At 64.9% G+C, this 18282-nt stretch carries 19 protein-coding genes; 11 read left to right on the top strand and 8 right to left on the bottom strand.

Features of this window, described 5'->3' with window-relative positions:
• Window positions 1-240: 240 nt before the first annotated feature.
• A complete protein-coding gene (locus tag E4O92_RS05035; protein ID WP_135188656.1) occupies window positions 241-762 on the top strand; it encodes a hypothetical protein in 522 nt (173 codons plus the stop codon).
• 66 nt (window positions 763-828) lie between these two features.
• On the opposite strand, the gene E4O92_RS05030 is transcribed toward E4O92_RS05035, so the two are convergent.
• A complete protein-coding gene (locus E4O92_RS05030; RefSeq protein WP_135188655.1) occupies window positions 829-1341 on the bottom strand; it encodes an arsinothricin resistance N-acetyltransferase ArsN1 family B in 513 nt (170 codons plus the stop codon).
• 225 nt (window positions 1342-1566) lie between these two features.
• On the opposite strand from E4O92_RS05030, the gene mpl reads away from it, so the two are divergent.
• The 10 genes from mpl (at window position 1567) to E4O92_RS04980 (ending at window position 12094) form a co-directional block, all read left to right on the top strand.
• Window positions 1567-2901: a UDP-N-acetylmuramate:L-alanyl-gamma-D-glutamyl-meso-diaminopimelate ligase gene (mpl, locus tag E4O92_RS05025; protein ID WP_229483072.1), complete on the top strand. Its 1335-nt coding sequence runs from the start codon at window positions 1567-1569 to the stop codon at window positions 2899-2901.
• A complete protein-coding gene (locus E4O92_RS05020; RefSeq protein WP_135188653.1) occupies window positions 2898-3476 on the top strand; it encodes a YqiA/YcfP family alpha/beta fold hydrolase in 579 nt (192 codons plus the stop codon). The genes mpl and E4O92_RS05020 overlap by 4 nt, the downstream gene beginning before the upstream one ends.
• Entirely contained in the window at window positions 3473-4075 is a 603-nt protein-coding gene (locus tag E4O92_RS05015; RefSeq protein ID WP_135188652.1) for a chorismate--pyruvate lyase family protein, read from the top strand. The genes E4O92_RS05020 and E4O92_RS05015 overlap by 4 nt, the downstream gene beginning before the upstream one ends.
• Window positions 4076-4082: 7 nt before the next feature.
• The gene (locus tag E4O92_RS05010; RefSeq protein WP_135188651.1) at window positions 4083-6134 is read left to right on the top strand and encodes a ribonuclease catalytic domain-containing protein; all 2052 of its coding nucleotides are present in this window, start codon (window positions 4083-4085) and stop codon (window positions 6132-6134) included.
• A 317-nt stretch (window positions 6135-6451) separates the two neighbouring features.
• Entirely contained in the window at window positions 6452-7309 is an 858-nt protein-coding gene (locus E4O92_RS05005) for a TonB family protein (protein ID WP_135188702.1), read from the top strand.
• Window positions 7306-8130: a shikimate dehydrogenase gene (gene aroE, locus E4O92_RS05000; protein ID WP_135188650.1), complete on the top strand. Its 825-nt coding sequence runs from the start codon at window positions 7306-7308 to the stop codon at window positions 8128-8130. Before E4O92_RS05005 ends, aroE begins: the two co-directional genes overlap by 4 nt.
• Window positions 8127-8861 (top strand): monofunctional biosynthetic peptidoglycan transglycosylase, encoded by a 735-nt coding sequence (gene mtgA / locus E4O92_RS04995; RefSeq protein WP_135188649.1) that lies wholly within the window; start codon window positions 8127-8129, stop codon window positions 8859-8861. The genes aroE and mtgA overlap by 4 nt, the downstream gene beginning before the upstream one ends.
• Window positions 8862-8962: 101 nt before the next feature.
• Window positions 8963-9976 carry a MerR family transcriptional regulator gene (locus E4O92_RS04990; RefSeq protein ID WP_135188648.1) on the top strand — a complete coding sequence of 338 codons (1014 nt, stop codon included), beginning with the start codon at window positions 8963-8965 and terminating at the stop codon, window positions 9974-9976.
• Window positions 9977-10131: 155 nt separating this feature from the next.
• On the top strand, window positions 10132-11094 hold the full coding sequence (gene corA / locus E4O92_RS04985) for a magnesium/cobalt transporter CorA (RefSeq protein WP_135188647.1): 963 nt from the start codon (window positions 10132-10134) through the stop codon (window positions 11092-11094).
• A gap of 85 nt (window positions 11095-11179) precedes the next feature.
• Entirely contained in the window at window positions 11180-12094 is a 915-nt protein-coding gene (locus tag E4O92_RS04980) for a LysR family transcriptional regulator (protein ID WP_135188646.1), read from the top strand.
• Here the strand turns inward: E4O92_RS04980 and E4O92_RS04975 are convergent.
• The 7 genes from E4O92_RS04975 to thiD all read right to left on the bottom strand — a co-directional run bounded on the left by E4O92_RS04975 (window position 12084) and on the right by thiD (window position 18200).
• The gene (locus tag E4O92_RS04975; RefSeq protein WP_135188645.1) at window positions 12084-12488 is read right to left on the bottom strand and encodes a cytochrome-c oxidase; all 405 of its coding nucleotides are present in this window, start codon (window positions 12486-12488) and stop codon (window positions 12084-12086) included. The two genes, E4O92_RS04980 and E4O92_RS04975, sit on opposite strands and share 11 nt — an antisense overlap.
• Window positions 12489-12613: 125 nt before the next feature.
• Complete coding sequence (locus E4O92_RS04970; RefSeq protein ID WP_135188644.1) at window positions 12614-13936, bottom strand: GAF domain-containing protein; 1323 nt, start codon at window positions 13934-13936, stop codon at window positions 12614-12616.
• A complete protein-coding gene (locus E4O92_RS04965; protein ID WP_135188643.1) occupies window positions 13933-14442 on the bottom strand; it encodes a hypothetical protein in 510 nt (169 codons plus the stop codon). The genes E4O92_RS04970 and E4O92_RS04965 overlap by 4 nt, the downstream gene beginning before the upstream one ends.
• Before the next feature lie 339 nt (window positions 14443-14781).
• Entirely contained in the window at window positions 14782-15267 is a 486-nt protein-coding gene (locus tag E4O92_RS04960) for a hypothetical protein (protein ID WP_135188642.1), read from the bottom strand.
• Window positions 15239-15955: a glycoside hydrolase family 19 protein gene (locus tag E4O92_RS04955; protein ID WP_206076813.1), complete on the bottom strand. Its 717-nt coding sequence runs from the start codon at window positions 15953-15955 to the stop codon at window positions 15239-15241. The genes E4O92_RS04960 and E4O92_RS04955 overlap by 29 nt, the downstream gene beginning before the upstream one ends.
• A gap of 156 nt (window positions 15956-16111) precedes the next feature.
• Window positions 16112-17413, bottom strand: coding sequence for a glutamate-1-semialdehyde 2,1-aminomutase (hemL, locus tag E4O92_RS04950; RefSeq protein WP_135188641.1), 1302 nt, complete (start codon window positions 17411-17413; stop codon window positions 16112-16114).
• Window positions 17400-18200, bottom strand: coding sequence for a bifunctional hydroxymethylpyrimidine kinase/phosphomethylpyrimidine kinase (gene thiD, locus E4O92_RS04945; protein ID WP_206076812.1), 801 nt, complete (start codon window positions 18198-18200; stop codon window positions 17400-17402). Before thiD ends, hemL begins: the two co-directional genes overlap by 14 nt.
• Window positions 18201-18282: the final 82 nt, after the last annotated feature.

Here is an 18282-nt window from a genome sequence, read left to right as displayed (position 1 = left end):
GACCACGGCTGGCGGCGGCGCGGTTATTTCTGCTGCCGACTCGTGCAGATACATCAATGACGCATTGGTCGCCTACGCGGGTGTACCCAGTGCACTGGAACGTGGACAGGAACACGCTGCCATTCGCGCGTTATCGCTATCGGTGTAGGGTGGAATTACCGCTTACCCGAGCCGACGCGCCTTTCGTTCAGCCTCGGTGACACGTTTGAGCAGGTCGCCAAGAACTCCAGCTACCAAGTGATGGAGCGTTCAAACCGACCTGGCGAAGATCCGAGCGACGAGCAATTCGGTGCAACTTGGGTGACCGAGCCCGCCGTAATCATACGGTTTGTCGATCCCAAACATGGGTTCATCCTGCCGCCGACAAAGTTCGCTGCCTTGACATACTCCAAGAACAAAGCCGTCTCACTTGCCACCTCACCCATGCTGGACAAGCTGCCGTTCGATGACGCCGTGGCTGTGCTGGCGAACCTTCAGAACCAGTTCAAGGTGGGTGGCTGGGAGCCGTGGGCAGTCGATGGCAGCACATGGTTTGACCTGACACCCGAGGGCAAGAAGCGACTGTATGATCGGATGTTTGAGCCGGGGTACATGCAGACGGCAATTCTGCGCGTCCCGAAGAAGTACGGCATGACCTTCCGGCTCAAGTGCGCCGAGGGCTGCTGGACTCGTGAGCCGCCTTACAAGTTCCTCATCGACGTTGGAGTTGGTGTGGACACCGAAGGATGGGACCCGGACCGCGAGCCTTTCCCTGAACCGTGAAAGGTGCCGCCCCCGCTGATTGCCGCGCTGGTGGCGCTGCTTATCCCAGTCCGTCAAAAGTCAAATTTAGCCACGAATATCTTTTAGATCCCCATCAAGGATGCGCTGCCAATAACCTACGTCGATCCATGCGTCGAACTTGCGCCCAACTTCCCGGAACAGGGCGACATTGCGAAAACCAAGCTTCTCGTGCAGCCCGACGCTGGCCAGATTGGGTTGAGCAATACCCCCGATGACTGCGTGCACACCCAAGTCCGCCAGCACCGCAAGCAGCTCGCGGTACAGGCTCTTCCCCAGCCCCCGACCGTGCATTGTCCGTTCCAGGTAGATGGTGCACTCGGCGGAGAAGCGATACGCGGACCTCTCTTTCCACTTGGTCGCATACGCATAACCCAGCACTTTCCCGTCCAGCTCAGTCACCAGCCAGGGCAACCCGCTTGCCTGGACCGCCTGCAGTCGGCGCGTCATTTCCTCGGCGGTTACCGGGCTCTCCTCGAACGTGACGGTCGTATTGCACACGTAATGGTTGTAGATGACGGCGAGCGCCGCGGCGTCTCTGGCTTGCGCACTGCGAATCAACTTGGACCCCTGTTAATGAAACGTAAATTATTGTCGCATGAAAGCTGCGCTTGCATCTTTTCGATATTGAACAGTCGCTCGTCCGACTAGACAAGCGCGCTGGTGGCCGCACGCCAGGTGTACCAGTGGGAAAGCCGGTGAATTCAGTGGTTTGGTAGAATCGCGTATTCGGCTTTTTTCCCATCTACCATGCATATTCATATTCTCGGCATCTGCGGAACCTTCATGGGCGGCCTTGCGGTGTTGGCCAAGGAAGCGGGCCATCGCGTCACCGGCTGCGACGCCAATGTCTATCCGCCGATGAGCACCCAGCTCCAGGCACAGGGCATCGAATTGACCCAGGGCTTTGGCCCGGAACAGGTGGCGCTGAACCCGGACTTGTATGTGATCGGCAATGTGATGACACGTGGTAACCCGCTGGTCGAGGAAATCCTGAACAGGGGCCTGCCATATGTATCCGGTCCGCAGTGGATCGGCGACCATATTCTGCGTGACAAGTGGGTGCTGGCCGTCGCCGGCACGCACGGCAAGACCACGACCACCTCGATGCTGGCCTGGATCCTGGAAGATGCCGGCTATGCGCCGGGCTTCCTGATCGGCGGCGTGCCGATGAACTTTGGCGTGTCGGCCCGCCTGACCGGCGACAAGCAATCCGACTTCTTCGTGATCGAGGCCGACGAGTACGACACCGCGTTCTTTGACAAGCGCAGCAAGTTCGTGCACTACCATGCCAAGACCGCGGTGCTGAACAACCTCGAATATGATCATGCCGACATCTTCCCCGATATCGGCGCGATCGAAACCCAGTTCCACCACCTGGTGCGCACGGTGCCCGGCGTTGGCCGGATCGTGGCCAACGGCGACGAAGCCTCCCTCGCGCGCGTGCTCAAGCGCGGCTGCTGGAGCGACAAGGAAGCATTCGGCGCATCCAGTGGCGCGAACTGGACGCTGGTCGAGCATCCCGGCGGCGCGAGTTTCGACGTCGTGTTCAATGGCGAGAAGCAGGGCACCGTGCAGTGGGAGCTGACCGGCAAGCACAACCGCTACAACGCGCTGGCCGCGATCGCCGCCGCGCGCCACGTCGGCGTGCCGCCAGGCCAGGCGTGCGCCGCACTGGCGCGCTTCCAAAACGTCAAGCGCCGCATGGAAGTGCGCGGCGTGGTGAACGACGTGACCGTGTACGACGACTTCGCTCACCACCCGACGGCGATCGCGACCACGGTTGGCGGCCTGCGCCAGAAGATTGGCGCGAACGGCCGCATCCTGGCGGTGCTCGAACCGCGTTCGAACACCATGAAGCTGGGCGCGATGAAGGATGCGCTGCCGGGCAGCCTGAAGGACGCCGACCTGGTGTTCGGCTTTGGCAGCCAGCAGGCGCTGGGCTGGTCGCTGGCCGACGCGTTAAAGCCGATGGGCGCCATTGCCCACACCTTCGACCAGCTTGACTACATGGTGCAGGCGATCGTGCAGGCGGCGCAGCCGGGCGACCATATCCTGGTCATGAGCAACGGCGGATTCGGCGGCATCCACCAGAAACTGCTCGAGGCGCTGGCGCGATGATCCTGTATCTGCATGGTTTTCGTTCGTCGCCGCGCTCATATAAAGCGCGGGTGATGCAGGAGCGCATGGCGGCGCTGGGGCGCGATCAGGAGCTGATCTGCCCGCAGTTGCCGGCTTCGCCCAAGGAGGCGATTCAGCTTGCGCTGCTGCTGGCGGAGCGCCACGCGCCGCACAATCTGGCGATCGTCGGCTCGTCGCTGGGCGGCTTTTATGCGACCTGGCTGGCCGAACACCTGGGCTGCCGCGCCGCGCTGCTGAACCCCGCGGTCGATCCGCTCAAGAACCTGGAGCAGCACGTGGGCGTGACCACCGCCTGGCATTCGGATGAACCGTTCGAATTCAAGCGCGAGTACATCGACGAACTGGCAGCTTTGATGCTCGGATCGATCACGCGTGCCGAGCGCTATTATTTGCTCGCGGCGACCGGCGACGAGGTGCTCGACTACCGCGACATGGTGGCGCACTACCGGGGCGCGCGCCAGCACGTGATCGAAGGCGGCGACCATGCGATCTCGGACTTTGGTCGCTACGTGGACGAGGTGCTGGCGTTCTGCGACATGGACCCGGCACGGTGAGGGGCGGTTCCCTACGCCAGGCCAGATGGCAACCGCATGTGAACGCAGTGCGCGCCCCGGCCTTGATGCGCGACTGGCTGACCACGCCCGGCTCGCTGACCGCGCGCCTGATCGCGCACAGCCGGGCGTTCCGCGTGCAGCGGCTGCGCCAGGCCGGTGCGCTGTGCCTGCCGGACGAGGCGCAGGCGATCGGCTTGCCGCGTCCGCGGCACGTGTGGGAACGCGAAGTGCTGCTGCGCTGCGATGGCCGCGCGGTCGTGTACGCGCATACGGTCGTGCCGATCTCGAGCACCGCGACCGACTGGCCGCTGTTTTCGGCGCTGGGTGAGCGTTCGCTGGGCACGACGTTGTTTTACGATCCGCTGGTTAAACGCGGAGAACTCGAATTTGCGCGGATCCGCGCCGGCCATCCGCTGATGCAACGCGCGCTGGCCGCCCTCGGCCACGAGCCGGCCGGGCTTGCCGGCCTGGCCGCGCGCCGATCCCATTTATATGCGCGGCGCTGTGTCTACCGCCGCCATCAAGGACTGCTGCTGGTCACCGAGGTATTCTTGCCGACAGTGCTGGATCTCGTGGCGACCGCAACCCACAGAACGTGAAAGACATATGAATTTATTTTTTGAAGAATCGGGCGACTTCAAGGTCGGCAACGTGCTGTCGCAAGCCGGCGAGGCCTACCAGGTCGAGATGCCAAGTGGTAAGCGCGCCAAGGTGAAGGCGAAAGACGTCCTGTTGCAGTTTGAAAAGCCGGGTCCGGCCGAACTGCTGGACGCAGCCAAGGCGATCGCCGCCGAGGTCGACCTCGATTTCCTGTGGGAAGTCGCGGGCCAGGAAGAATTCGGCTTCGCCGAGCTCGGCGCCGAATATTTCGGCCACGCGCCGCTGCCCGTGGAGGCGGCGGGCCTGGTGCTGGCGTTGCATGGCGCACCGATCTATTTCTATAAGAAGGGGCGGGGCCGCTACAAGGCCGCGCCGGAACAGTCGCTGCGCGCGGCCCAGGCCGGCATCGAAAAGAAAAAGCAGCAGGCCCTGATCCAGGCCGCCTATGTCGAGGAACTGAAGGCCGGCAAGCTGCCGGCGGCGATGCAGCCCCTGGTCCAGCAACTGCTGTTCAAGCCGGACAAAAACTCGATCGAATACAAGGCGCTGGACACGGCGGCCGACGAACTGCAGACCACGCCGCAGCGCCTGATGCTCGCCACCGGCGGCATCGCCTCGGCCAAGATGCTGCACATGTCGCGTTTCCTGTTCGAGCATTTCCCGCGCGGACCGGGCTTTGCCCAGGTAGCGGTGCCAAGCGCGCCGGCCAACCTGCCGCTGGCCAACGTGGAAGCGTTCTCGATCGACGACGTGACCACCACCGAGATCGACGACGCGATGTCGGTCGAGCACCTCGATGACGGCAAGGTGCGGGTGGGCATCCACATCGCCGCCCCGGGCCTGGGCATCCGCCCCGACGATGCGATCGACAAGATTGCTCGCGTGCGCATGTCGACCGTGTACATGCCGGGCGACAAGATCACCATGCTCCCGGACGAGATTGTCGACGCCTTCACTCTGTCCGAAGGCAACAATTGTCCGGCGCTGTCGCTGTACGCCACGCTCGACCCGACAGACTGGTCGGTTGTCGAGACCACCACCCGCGCCGAGCTGGTGCCGATCAAGAGCAACCTGCGCCACAACGACCTGGATGACGTGGTCAACGAGCAGGTGCTCGAGTCCGGCGAAGGCGACTACCCGCACAAGGATGAACTGGCCCTGCTGTGGAAATGGGCGCGGCACCTGGAAGCGGGCCGCATGAAAAAGCGCGAGGCGTTTGGTCTCAAGCCCGAGCAGGCCAACCGCGTCGACTTTAACTTCTACGTCGAGGACGACGTGGTGACGATCCTGCGCCGCAAGCGCGGGGCGCCGCTCGACAAGATCGTGGCCGAGCTGATGATTTTTGCGAACAGCACCTGGGGCAAGCTGCTGCACGATTGCGGCGTGCCGGGCATCTACCGTTCGCAGGGCGTCGGCAGCGGCGCCGGCTGGAACGCCAAGATGCAGGTGCGCATGGTCACGCACGCCGCCCCGCACCAGGGGCTGGGCGTCGACCAGTACGCGTGGAGCACCTCGCCGCTGCGCCGCTATACCGACCTGATCAACCAGTGGCAGATCATCGCCTGTGCCGAGCACGGCGTGACCGCGCCGCTGGTCGCCCCGTTCAAGCACCGCGATGCGACGCTGTTCTCGATCGTCTCGGCGTTCGACGCCGCGTACTCGGCGTACAACGACTTCCAGCAGAGCATGGAACGTTACTGGTGCCTGCGCTGGCTGGGCCAGGAAAATGCCCGCCAGGTCGATGCCGTGGTGATCAAGGAGGATATCCTGCGCCTGGTCGAGATTCCGCTGGTCACCCGCCTGCCGGGCATGCCGCAACTGGCGCGCGGCGCGCAGGTGCGGCTGGACATTGTGCGCTGGGACGAAGTCGACCTGACGCTCGAAGCGCGCCTGCTGGAGGTGGCCGACGTGGCGCCGGAGGCCGATATCGCGTTCGAGGACGAGGAAGATTCCGGCGAGGCGGCGGTTGCGGAGGTGGTGGAAGCCGAAGGCATGGTGGCGGCGGTCACGCCCGAACCGGTGGCGGAGACGACTTCCGAGCCGGAAGGATCCAGGTAAGGGGACAATTCGCCAGCGGCTGATCAGTTCGTAGGGTGCGCACCAGTGCGCACGCGGTACGGTCGATCAGACGCGGCACGTGTTTCAGGCTCGCGGCATAGCCACCACTGATTTTCGTTCGCACCGCGTGCGCACAGGTGCGCACCCTACGGGGCCTGCCGCGGCCACGGGCCACCACCGGACTGTCGTCAATTCACCAAGCGGCCCGCCGCCATTGCCCACTGCCGCCCACCGCACTGTAGAATTAAGAATTCCAAGATTCAACTGCCCGCCGGCCCTGCTACCGCGTGAAGTATTTCCAAAACAACCCTTCCCTGATGATCGCCATTGCCGTTTCGGTGCTGGCGCATGGGGCCCTGCTGGGGGTGCGCTTTGTCGCGCCGGACGCGTTCCGCCTGCAACCGGCCGACCCCGGGCTGGAGGTCATCCTGGTCAACGCCAAGCACGCCAAGGCGCCGAACAAGGCCGACGCGCTGGCCCAGGCCAACCTCGACGGTGGCGGCCATGCCGACCAGGGGCGCTCCAAGTCGCCGCTGCCCGACCTGCGCAAGACGGAAAACGGCGACAGCATCAAGGCGCTGCAGCGGCGTATCACCGAGCTCGAGCATGCGCAGCAGAACGTGCTGACCCAGCTGCACCAGTCGACGTTCAAGGCGCCGCCGATTACCGAAAAGGACAAGCCCGACCCGAACCGCACCGGCGCCGACATGATCGACACCAGCCGTGCGATCGCGCGCGCCACGGCCGAGATCACCCAGACCATCGAGGACCAGAACAAGCGGCCGAAGAAGACCTTCATCACGCCCAGCACGCGCGAGGTCGGCTACGCCGTGTACTACAAGCAGATGCAAAAGCGGGTCGAGGAGGTCGGCACGCTGAACTTCCCCCAGCAGAACGGCAAGAAGCTGTACGGCGAACTGGTCGTGTACATCCCGATCTTTCAGGACGGCACGCTGTATGAAAAGGATGGCGGCCCGCGCGTCGAGCGCAGTTCGGGCAACCCGGCGCTGGACAAGGCCGCGTTGCAGATCGTGCGCCGTGCCGCGCCGTTCGGCAAGTTCCCGCCGAACATGCGCTCGTCGGACAAGGATGACTTGTGGGTCATCATCACCCGTTTCAAATTCACGCGAGAGGACAAGATGCAGGCTGACCTGCGAGGAGGTGGGGGAACATGAGCGAAAAATATTGCGTGATCGGAAACCCGATCGCCCACAGCCGGTCCCCGGAAATCCACACCCGCTTTGCCGCCCAGACCGGCCAGGACATCAGCTATGAGCGCTGCCTGGCCCCGGTGGACGGCTTCGCCGAGACCATCCAGCGGCTGGTCGCTGAAGGCTACAAGGGCGCCAACGTGACTGTGCCGTTCAAGCTGCAGGCGGCGCAACTGGCCACCGTGCTGTCGGACCGCGCGCGCGCGGCCGGCGCGGTCAACACGCTGCGCTTTGCGGACGGCCAAATCTTTGGAGACAATACCGACGGCCCCGGTTTGGTGGCCGACATCGTGAAGAATGCGGGCGTGTCGCTGCAGGACAAGCGCGTGCTGATTCTCGGCGCGGGCGGCGCGGCGCGCGGCGCGCTGTTGCCGATCCTGCGCGAGCGGCCGCACTGTATCGTGATCGCCAACCGCACCCGCGCCACGGCTGATTCGCTGGCGCAGCAGTTCGGGCAGCATGCCGAGCGTGCGGACCAGGTGCGCGCCACCGGCTTCGAAGACATCGCCGGACCGTTCGACGTCATCATCAATGCCACTTCGGCCAGCCTGGCGGCCGAGCTGCCGCCGGTGCCCGCGTCGGCTTTTTCCAAGGACACGCTGGCGCTGGACATGATGTACGCGGACAAGCCGACCGTCTTCATGGAGTTCGCATCAAAGCACGGCGCGACCACCCGTGACGGACTGGGCATGCTGGTCGAGCAGGCGGCGGAAGCGTTTGCGCTCTGGCGCGGCGTGCGTCCGGAAACTGGCGAGCTTCTCAAAGCAATGCGCAGCCAGTCATGACAGCGGCGCACGCTGTCGCGGCCCGGCCCGTCAAAGCCAAGTCGGGCCGCCGCTGGCTCAAGTGGATCATCCTCGGTCCGCTGCTCGCCTTGCTGCTGCTCCAGGCTTACTTTTTCCTGCAGATTTGCTGGTGGTCGTACTTCAATCCGTCCTCGACCAGCATGATGCGCCAGCAACTGGCGGCGCTGCGCGAAACCAAACCCAATGCCAGGCTGGAACAGCAGTGGGTGCCGTACAACCGCATTTCGAACAACCTCAAGCGCGCGGTGATCGCGTCGGAAGACGCCAATTTCACCGACCATGCGGGCGTCGACTGGGACGCGCTCGAGAAAGCCTACGAGCGCAACAACCGCAGGCACAAGGTGGTGGGCGGCGGCTCCACCATCACCCAGCAGCTGGCCAAGAACCTGTTCCTGTCAGGCTATCGCAGCTACGTGCGCAAGGGGCAGGAGCTGATCATCACCTACATGCTGGAAGCGGTGCTGAGCAAGGAGCGCATCCTCGAGGTGTACCTGAACGTGGTCGAGTTCGGCCGCGGGGTATTCGGGGCGGAGGCCGCGGCGCGCCACTATTTCCGTACGTCGGCCGCCAACCTGACCCCGGCGCAGGCGGCGCGGCTGGCCGTCATGCTGCCCAATCCCCGCTATTACGACACGCACCGCCAGACCAATTACCTGGCGCGCCGCACCGCGGTGATCCTGCACCGAATGAACTTTGCCGACCTGCCGTAAGGGCAAGGCAGCTTTCCCTTCTGCATAACGTACAAAACGCTTGACCCTCACGCCGCGTGAGGGCCGACAGTGCAGCCACGCATGAAGAAAGGAGTGGACCGATGTTGAAAGTGGGAGAGCTTGCCGCACGCGCGCACCTGACGGTACGCACGCTGCATCACTACGACAGCATCGGCCTGCTCCGGCCTTCTGCGCGATCCGATGCCGGTTATCGGCTTTACAACCGCCAGGACGTCGCCCGCCTGCAGCAGATCCAGGCTCTGCGTGGCTTCGGCATGGCGCTTTCCGACATCGGCAAGTACCTGGACAGTCCGGAAGCTTCGGCCCTGAAAATCGTCGAACGCCAGCTTTCCACGCTCGAGCGCCAGATCGCACAGGCGGCGCACATGCACGAGCTGCTGCTGCAATTGCGGCAACAGCTGGCCGAGGGTGAAGAGCCGGATCTGTCCACCTGGCTAACCACACTGGAGCAGATGACAATGTACGAAAAACACTTCACGAAAGACGAGCTGGAGCAACTGCCGTTGTACCGCGATCCTGGCCTGCAGGCCGAATGGAAGCGGATGGTGGGGCAGGCGCAGCAGCTGATGGACACGGGGGTGGCGCCGTCCGCGCCCGAGGCCAAGGCGTTCGCGCTGCGCTGGCTCGAGCGGCTGGAGCACGACAGCGGCGGCAACCACGCCTTCATGTTGCGCCTGACCTCAATGGTCGCGCGCCACCCGCAAGCCGCCGAGCACGAATTCGGGCTCACGCCGGCGCTGATGGATTACGTCCGGACAGCGATCGGCGAACTGAAGTTCGATGTGTGGGCCAAATACCTGGCGCCGGATGTGATCGAACGGATGCGCAGGCACCACGCGGCGCGCGGCGGCGAATGGGTGGCGCTGGGCGAGCGCGTGCACGACGCCATTCGGCGCCGGGTGGCGCCATCGCTGCCCGAGGCAAAGGAACTGGCCCGGCAATGGGGCGAGCTGTTCCTGGACATGGTCGGCCCCACGCCGGAGGCTACCGAACAGTTCCGCCGGGCCAACAAATGTGAGCCGATTCTGCGCATGGGCAGCGGCATCAGCGACGAGGTGCTGGACTTCCTGCGCAAGGTGCACGAAGCGCGATAGGCCGGACCGCCAGGACGGGAATCGCCCCCGTTCTGGCTCACGGAACATTCGTCGAAAATTCGGCTGCCGGACGACAAAAGTGTTGTTTCGGGGTGGCCGGGCTCATGGCTTACAGGTACACTTGCGCTTTTCGAATCCGGCCAAGAAAAGAGCGCATGATCAATGTATTTGTCCTACAAAATGGCCGACTGAACCAGGTACCGATCGCCACGCGCGAGGATCTTGAGAATGTCATTCCGGTCTGGGTCGACCTCACCGACCCGACCGATGAAGAGCGGGCCTGGGTCAAGGCGATCTATGGCGTGCTGCTGCCGGGCGAGGACGAGGTGTCGGACATCGAGGCCTCGGCCCGCTACTACGAAGCCGAAAACGGCGACCTGCACCTGCGCACCGACTTCCTGCTGGAAGAAGACGAGGGCTCGCGCATCGTGACCGTGGCGTTCATCCTGGCCAGGAAGGTGCTGTTCTCGATGCACACCGACGACCTGCCGGTGTTCCGCCTGGTGCGCCTGCGCGCCCGTTCGCGCCCGGGGTCGATCGAGGACTACATGGACGTGCTGCTCGACCTGTATGCGACCGACGCCGAATATTCGGCGGACGCGCTGGAGGGGATTTACGAGAGCCTGGAGGAGGTCAGCGAGCGCGTGCTGCAAAAGGAATTCACCGACCAGGACGCGGCCGCGGCGCTGAACGCGATTGCGCACGAGGAAGACCTGAACGGCCGCATCCGCCGCAACATGATGGACACGCGGCGCGCGGTCAGCTTCCTGATGCGCGGGCGCCTGCTCAATTCGGAACAGTTCGAGGAGGCGCGCCAGATCCTGCGCGACATCGAGTCGCTCGACGGCCACACCTCCTTCCTGTTCGATAAGATTAACTTCCTGATGGATGCCACGGTCGGCTTCATCAACATCAACCAGAACAAGATCATCAAGATCTTCTCCGTGGCGTCGGTCGCCTTCCTGCCGCCGACCCTGATCGCCAGCGTGTACGGCATGAACTTCAAGGTCATGCCTGAGCTGGATTGGGGCTACGGTTATGCGTGGGCCTGGGTGCTGATGGTGTCCAGCGCGATCGCCCCGTTCTGGTATTTCCGCCGGCGCGGCTGGCTCAAGTAACGCGCAGCGCAGCGCAGCGCAGCGCCGCCGCTGCCGGCTGGCGGCGTATAGTGGGCACTCACGGGGCACGCGCCCTTCGCTGAAAATGGACCTGAGCCGCATCGACCTGAACCTGCTCGTCACGCTCGACCTGCTGCTGGCCGAACGCGACGTGGCAAAGGCGGCGCGCCGCCTGTCGCTGTCCGAGCCCGAGATGTGGGACCGGATCGCCCGCCTGCGCGAACTGATGCGTGACCCGTTATTGGTGCCTTATGGCCGCGCCATGGCCCTGACCGAGCGTGCGCTCGTCCTGCAGGCGCCGCTGCGCCAGCTGCTCGCCCAATTGGGCAGCCTGGTGGCGCAGCACCAGCCGTTCGACGCGGCGACCACCCACGAGACGTTCTTCATCGCCGCCAGCGAATCGGCCCAGGTAGCCCTGTGCGCGCCGCTGATCGCACGCTTGCACGCCATCGCGCCGGGCCTGCGCATCGAGGTCCAGGACCTGGATCCGGCACGGCTGGGCGAGCAGCTCGCCAGCGGAGAACTTGACCTGATCCTGGCTCCGCCACAGGCGATGCCGCCCGTGCTCAAACGGCGCGACCTGTACGACGAGCGCCTCGTGTGCCTGCTGCGGCGCGCCCATCCGGCAACCGCGTGCCCGCTCGACCTGGACGCTTTCTGCCACCTGGAGCACGTGGTCGTTTCGCCCGATGCCGAAAGCGTCGCCGGGTACGTGGACAAGACATTGCAGAAGGCGGGCAGGAGCAGGCGGGTCGCGGCGTCGGTCCCCAGCTTTCTGCTGGCGGTGCAGCTGGTCGGGCAGACCGACCTGGTTGCCACGGTCCCGGCGCGGCTGGCGCAGCGGCTTGGCGACCGCGTCGCGGTGCAGGCGTCGCCGCTCGAGGCAGGCGTGCTTCCACTGCAGATGGGCTGGCATCCCAGAGCCCAAAGCGATCCGGCCCAGCGCTGGCTGCGCGACCGGGTCGAGGAAATCGCCCAGGCCGGCGCGCTCAGCGCTTGATGTTGACGAACAGGTTGACCGCAAACGCGAGCACGCCCAGCGCAATCACGATTTGCGAAGCGGCCAGGATCGGCTCGACCTGCGGGCGGCCGAGCAACAGCAGGCTGAGCGCGACCATCATCACCGGCATGGCCAGGTTCAGCAGCCAGAAGTGCGCCTTGGCGAGCAAGCTTTCGCCGGCCTTCGGGAACAGGCTGTAGATCAGGCCGGCCAGGCCGAAGGTGGTCCAGCCGATCAGGTTGATGTGGGCGTGCACCGGGCGCAGCGTGAAGTTCTGGCTGGCGCCCATGGCGATGCCCAGCGCGATGCCGATCACCAGGTACAGCACGGCCAGCTTGATCCAGATGACGCCCGCTGTGGACAGCGTAAGCGGGGCGGTTTGAGTGGTTTGCATGTTACAGCTCCTTGAAGCGGTTGATGGGGAAAGTTCGAGAGAGAGACGCATTCTAGGGCGCGTTCGCCGTCAAAAAATCACCAATTGTTCGCTTAAGGTTTTTTTAGGATTTGCTGAGCAAAATTTTAAGAAATCAGCAGCAAGGGGCGCTGCGCGTGGAGGCGAAAGCGCCCGCGGCCGGTCTTTTCGATGCGCACCCCGGCGTCGCGCTCGGCCAAGCGGCGCGAGAGCAGCAGCAAGCGCGCCTCGAGGTTGTCCGACAGGTCGGGCAGGCGCACGCGCGGATCGAGCCGCAGAGCGCGGTTCGAGAATTCGCTGCGCCCGCTTTCCAGGTGGTCGCGCACCAGGGCCATGAAGATCGAACCTGCCACGCCCTTGATCAGATATTCGTCGTCCAGGAACACGCTGTCGTTTTCGGGATAGTGGCACACCGCGATCGGTTCGCCGGGCGCCCTGGTGGTTTCGCCGGCGGGGCACTGGCCGTCATCCGGCGTGTCTGGCGCCGACTGCAGCAGGTGGATGGTCAATGCCAGCTGCGCCGCCAGCGCAACCAGCGCGTCTTCGTCGTCGTAGGTGAAACGCAAGTCGAGCGGACTTTCGACGTACAGCACCCCGATCAGGCGATCGGCGGCCACCATCGGCACGGCGAGCTGGCTGCGCGACTGCCGCAGACCCGGTAGCGGGATCGCGGTCTCGAGCGCGTCCAACCCCTTGTTTTGCGCGTTGTCGCGGATCGTGCGGTTGTAAGCGTACTCGGAGCTCATGTGGCTGATGCGGATCGGCGTGCGCTCGCGCGCGGCCACGCCGATCACGCCGTCGCCCAGCGCAATCTCGGAGCCGACACCCGACACCTCGTAGCCTCGGCTGGCCAGCGTGTACAGGCGCTGGCCGGGTGCGTCATACAGCAGCGCCATCGCGTGGCCAATGTCCCATTCGACGGCGAGCGCTTCGAGCGTGTCGGCCAGCAGCTGTTCCAGGTCGCGCTGGGCGCGGATGCGATCGAGCGTGCGGCGCAGCGCCGACAGCAGGTTGCGCTCCGGCTGCGCGGGCAGGGTGCAGCCAGGGACCTGTTCAAGCGCGTGGACGCGGAACACGTCGGCCCCCAGCAGCTGGAACACGCCGCTCATACCCACGTGCGAAGCGATGCCCGCCAGCTTGGCCTTCATGCTCTCGAACAGCGGGCCGGCGGTTTCGGTGCGCAGGAATTCGAGGCTCAGGCGGTAATGCGCGGCGGTGACCGGATCGACCACCGCCAGCACCGCGTGCGGGTTGGCCAGCAGGTTGGCGCGGGTCTTGTTGAAGAACTGGTAGGTCAGGGCGACATGGTCGCCGTCGACGAACTGCACCTGGGACAGGTAGGAGACATTCGGCGTGCCATCCAGGCTGGCGGTTGCCATGGTGCCGGGGACCACCCCTTCGAAGCAGCCGCGGATGGCATCGAGCTTCATGAAGCCACACCCAGTGCGCGCCCGGCGTCCGGCCCCGGCGTCTGCGAAAAAGCGGCCGAGGGCGTAAAGCGTACCGCGACGATGTCGGCGTCCGGGCAGCCCAGCAGCGCGCGCACCATGTCTGGTGCATAGCCGAGCGGTTCGAGTTCGGCGACAAAGCCGGCGCGGCAGGCGGCCACTGCGGCCAGGTCCTCGGGCGTGGCCGGTTCGACTGTGGCGTCGACGCCTTTGAGCTGCACCGTGCGGTAAGTCGACGGTTCGCTGAACACCGCCGCCAGAACGCCGGTCGCGCGCACGTGGGCCAGTACCTGCGCCGCGTGCGAGCTTGACACCAGCATGCGCACCTGGCGCCGGTCCGCCGCGATGCGGCAGCCGAAGGCGCGGGCGACGCTGGGCCGGCGGTCAGGGCCGCAGGAACCGATGTTCAGCGAAATGCCGCCCTGCATGAAGGCGGCGAGTTCGGCATCGAACAGCGGGGGCGGGAGCGCTTCGTGAGCGGGAATCATGTAGTAATGATACTACTTGTTCCCGGTAAAAAGGACCGTCTTGCCGGCCTCGGTCATGACCGGCACCGCGAGCGCCTCCACGGTCGTAGGGTGCGCACCTGTGCGCACGCGGTTCGCGAAAGTAGCGCAGAGAAGCAGCAGCCGTAAGTCAGGATGTGGTAACCGCGTGCGGACAGGTGCTCGGCACCTCGCCTTCATCGCGACCGTCCCGGGGCCTGTTGGCTGAAACGCTGGCGGTGTGCACAATCCGCGTGCGCAGCAAAGCTGCACACCCTACGGGATACGCCGCGGGTCAGTCCGTTGGGATGCGCTAAACGCCACTTAGCGGTGAGATAGCCATCATTTCCGGGCTTTCGGCACCCAGTCCAGGCGTTCGCGGAATCCTTCGCCGCCGTCGTCGCAGACCATGGTCTTGAGCGGTGCGCCGTTACGCGAAACGATCACGCCGTCCTCGAATTCCGGTGTGCCGTTATTGCTGCTGGTCTTGCTGTAGACGCTGTACTGGTATTGGCCGCGCCGGAACGTGACGGTGGTGACGCCGCCGCCGACCAGTGGCGTGGTCGCGGTCTCGAAAGGGGGACTTGCGGTGCGCGCGCCCGGTCCGGGGTGGGCGAGCTCGATTTTTTTGGGGGTGCCAAAGCGGTAGAGCAGTTCGTGTTGCGCTGACGATGGCCGGCACAGCGACACGGTCTTGTTGCCGATGTGGCAGGAAAACACGATCGGCTCGCCAGCCTGGCACAGCGATTCCCCGGCCTGCGCCTGCGCACCCAGCAGGCACGCCGCCAGCGCCAGCGATCTAACCCATTGCTGCCTTGATTCGCGCAAGTCGAGCCTCCCGGTCCGCCAGTCCGTTGTAACCGCCGTTGACCGCGAACGTGACGTCGGCCACGTTGTCGGTGTCGGCAACCGGGTTAACATTACGAGCATCCCAGAAATAAAACGCGGATTCCACCGCATAATTGAGCTGGCTCACAAGCAAGTCCGGGCTGGCCACGAAATCTTGCTGGTCTTGTGGATTTTTCTGGTTGTGGCAGTCGGTGAATGCCTGGTAGTTGTCACGGCCCGTCAGCTGGATCAGGCCGCGTCCGCGGTAGCGGTAGCCGTCGCCGGACGCCTCATCGCCATTGCCCAGCCGTAGCGCGTAGACGTAACTAAGCAGGTTTTGCGGGTTGTGCGCGTACAGCGCTTCGTCGGTCCAGAGCTTGGGTCGCAGGCGCATCGGCTGGCCATCCGGCCCCAGCATGCAATCGTCGCGCTGCGGGTCGTAGCGCGACGGCCCGCCGCGGCAGCCGAACACCTGGCGCATCCTGCCTGGCGAGTAGTTGCCGTTTTCCTCGACCGCCCGAAAGCTGCTCTCATGCCCGATCTGGGCCAGAAAGTGAGCCAGGCGCGTGTTGGTGTTGATGGCGTAGGCGTCAAGATAGGCGTTCAGCGCGTCGGCCATTGCGCGATAGTAGTCGGCACCGTTGCTGGCATCGGCTGCCATGAGCAGCTCGATGGTTACCCTGCTCATGTCGGGCTCCTCGTTTATCGCGCGTTCATTGCGCAACGAGTTCATGATTGCACAGATGTTGTGCAATTGCTCATTTTTTTGAGGGAAGCCTGAGGTGGGCCTGAACGCGTGCCCGGGGCACGCGTTCAAGCCGGGTGACGAACTGCTGCTTGTTGCTTAGCCGATGCGCGCGAACACCTTGCGCGCCGCCTCGATGGTGGCGTCGACGATGGCGTCATCGTGCGTGCTGGAGACGAAGCCGGCCTCGAACATGGCCGGCGCAAAATAGACGCCTTCGTCGAGCATGCCGTGGAAGAAGCGGTTGAAGCGCTCCTTGTCGCCCGCCATCATTTCGCTGTAGCTGCCCGGGATGCTGGCGCTGAAATACATGCCGAACATGCCACCGACCGAATCGGCGCAGAACGCCACGCCTGCCTCCCTGGCTGCCGCGGTGAGTCCCTTGACCAGCTTGTCGGCCTGGCCGGACAGCTGTTCGTAAAAGCCCGGCTGCTGCACCAGCTTGAGCGTGGTCATGCCAGCCGCCACCGCGACCGGGTTGCCCGACAGCGTGCCGGCCTGGTAGACCGGGCCGATCGGCGCCATCTTGTGCATCAGGTCGGCACGTCCGCCAAAGGCCGCGACCGGCATGCCGCCGCCGATCACCTTGCCCAGCGCGGTCAGGTCCGGCGTGATGCCGTACAGCGCCTGGGCGCCGCCCAGGCCGACGCGAAAGCCCGACATCACTTCGTCGAAGATCAGGATCGCGCCGTATTCGGTGCACAGTTCGCGCATGCGCTGCAGGAACTCCGGCGTGGCGCGGATCAGGTTCATGTTGCCGGCCACCGCTTCCACGATCACGCAGGCGATGGTGTCGCCCATCGATTCGAACGCGTCCTCGAGCTGGGCGACGTTGTTGTAGTCCAGGACCAGGGTGTGCTTGACGAAGTCTTCCGGCACACCGGCCGAGGTGGGATTGCCGAAGGTGAGCAGGCCGCTGCCGGCCTTGACCAGCAGCGAATCGGCGTGGCCGTGGTAGCAGCCTTCGAACTTGACGATCTTGTCGCGGCCGGTCGCGCCGCGCGCCAGGCGCAGTGCGCTCATCGTGGCCTCGGTGCCGGAGGACACCAGCCGCACCTGTTCGATCGACGGCACCAGGCGGCAGATTTCCTCGGCGATCTCGATCTCGCCTTCGGTCGGCGCACCGAACGACAGGCCGCGCGCGGCCGCTTCCTGCACCGCCTTGACCACCTGCGGATGCGCGTGGCCGACGATCGCCGGGCCCCACGAGCCGATGTAGTCGATGTAGCGCTTGCCGTCGGCGTCCCAGAAGTAAGGGCCTTCGGCGCGCGTGATGAAGCGCGGCGTGCCGCCCACCGAGCGGAATGCGCGCACCGGCGAGTTGACGCCACCCGGGGTGCTCTGCTGGGCGCGGGCGAACAGGATGTCGTTGCGGGAGGTCTTGGTGTCAGGTGTGGTCATGGTGGCTCGTGAGTGTGTCGATGCGGAAGAATTTGTTGGGTACGTATTTGCCCATGCCGAAGCGGCGCGCATGCGCCAGCGCGCCGCTGGTGTAGTCCTGCGCCGCCTTGAGCGCGTCAGGCATGTCCAGTTCGCCGTGCGCCATGAGGGCGGTAAGCGCGGCCGACAGCGTGCTGCCGGCGCCCACGAACGGGCCGGGCAAGTGCTGCCAGTCGAAACTGGCGAGCATGCCATCGCTATTAAACAGGGTGTTCGAGCGCATGCCCGGCGTGCTGCCGGCGGTGCCGGTGACGAGCACGTGCTGGCAGCCGCTGCCAGTCAGTTCCTGCACGTCCTGCGCCAGCATGCCTTCGCTCGGGCCCTCGCGCCAGGTCTCGGCGATGCGCGCCAGTTCGACCTGCGAGAGCATCAACACGCTCGCCTGCGGCACCAGGAGTTGCCTGATCGCGGTGACCAGGTCGTCGTCGAGCAGGCCGGAATCAGGCAGGCTTGAAAGGAACGGATCGATCACCAACTGTGCGTCCGGGTAGTCGGAGACGACTTCGGCGATCGCCGTGACCTGTTCGACATTGGCCAGCGCGCCGACCTTGAACGCGGCCACCGGCATGTCTTCAAGCAGCACGCGGGCCTGGCCGACCAGCCAGTCGGTGTCGATCTCCAGCATGTCTTCGACGCGCGCGCTGTCGGCCACCAGCAAGCCGGTGATAGCAGACAGCGCATGGCAACCGTGGGCCGCAAAGGTCGCCAGGTCCGCCTGTACGCCGAGCGCGCCGACCGGGTCGGACATGCCGAAGGTCAGGATGAGGGGGGACGGTTGGTTTTGCACAGCGGGTAGATTAAGATACCTGATTCCGCATTTTACTAGATAG

It is taken from the genome of Massilia horti (assembly GCF_004614195.1).
In the GTDB taxonomy this organism is placed as follows: domain Bacteria; phylum Pseudomonadota; class Gammaproteobacteria; order Burkholderiales; family Burkholderiaceae_D; genus Telluria; species Telluria horti.
The sequence above is the reverse complement of the archived record's forward strand: the minus strand, read 5'-3'. Positions and strand labels throughout refer to the sequence as shown.

Excerpts from the sequence above, each read along its gene's own strand:
- mpl (WP_229483072.1), top strand. The coding sequence starts at position 1,567 with ATGGGCGGCCTTGCGGTGTTGGCCAAGGAAGCGGGCCATCGCGTCACC.
- E4O92_RS04980 (WP_135188646.1), top strand. The coding sequence starts at position 11,180 with ATGGACCTGAGCCGCATCGACCTGAACCTGCTCGTCACGCTCGACCTG.
- E4O92_RS04970 (WP_135188644.1), bottom strand. The coding sequence starts at position 13,936 with ATGAAGCTCGATGCCATCCGCGGCTGCTTCGAAGGGGTGGTCCCCGGC.
- hemL (WP_135188641.1), bottom strand. The coding sequence starts at position 17,413 with ATGACCACACCTGACACCAAGACCTCCCGCAACGACATCCTGTTCGCC.
- mtgA (WP_135188649.1), top strand. The coding sequence starts at position 8,127 with ATGACAGCGGCGCACGCTGTCGCGGCCCGGCCCGTCAAAGCCAAGTCG.
- thiD (WP_206076812.1), bottom strand. The coding sequence starts at position 18,200 with ATGTCCGACCCGGTCGGCGCGCTCGGCGTACAGGCGGACCTGGCGACC.
- corA (WP_135188647.1), top strand. The coding sequence starts at position 10,132 with ATGATCAATGTATTTGTCCTACAAAATGGCCGACTGAACCAGGTACCG.
- E4O92_RS04965 (WP_135188643.1), bottom strand. The coding sequence starts at position 14,442 with ATGATTCCCGCTCACGAAGCGCTCCCGCCCCCGCTGTTCGATGCCGAA.
- E4O92_RS04990 (WP_135188648.1), top strand. The coding sequence starts at position 8,963 with ATGTTGAAAGTGGGAGAGCTTGCCGCACGCGCGCACCTGACGGTACGC.
- E4O92_RS05005 (WP_135188702.1), top strand. The coding sequence starts at position 6,452 with ATGATCGCCATTGCCGTTTCGGTGCTGGCGCATGGGGCCCTGCTGGGG.
- E4O92_RS05010 (WP_135188651.1), top strand. The coding sequence starts at position 4,083 with ATGAATTTATTTTTTGAAGAATCGGGCGACTTCAAGGTCGGCAACGTG.
- aroE (WP_135188650.1), top strand. The coding sequence starts at position 7,306 with ATGAGCGAAAAATATTGCGTGATCGGAAACCCGATCGCCCACAGCCGG.
- E4O92_RS05020 (WP_135188653.1), top strand. The coding sequence starts at position 2,898 with ATGATCCTGTATCTGCATGGTTTTCGTTCGTCGCCGCGCTCATATAAA.
- E4O92_RS05035 (WP_135188656.1), top strand. The coding sequence starts at position 241 with ATGGAGCGTTCAAACCGACCTGGCGAAGATCCGAGCGACGAGCAATTC.
- E4O92_RS04955 (WP_206076813.1), bottom strand. The coding sequence starts at position 15,955 with ATGAGCAGGGTAACCATCGAGCTGCTCATGGCAGCCGATGCCAGCAAC.
- E4O92_RS04975 (WP_135188645.1), bottom strand. The coding sequence starts at position 12,488 with ATGCAAACCACTCAAACCGCCCCGCTTACGCTGTCCACAGCGGGCGTC.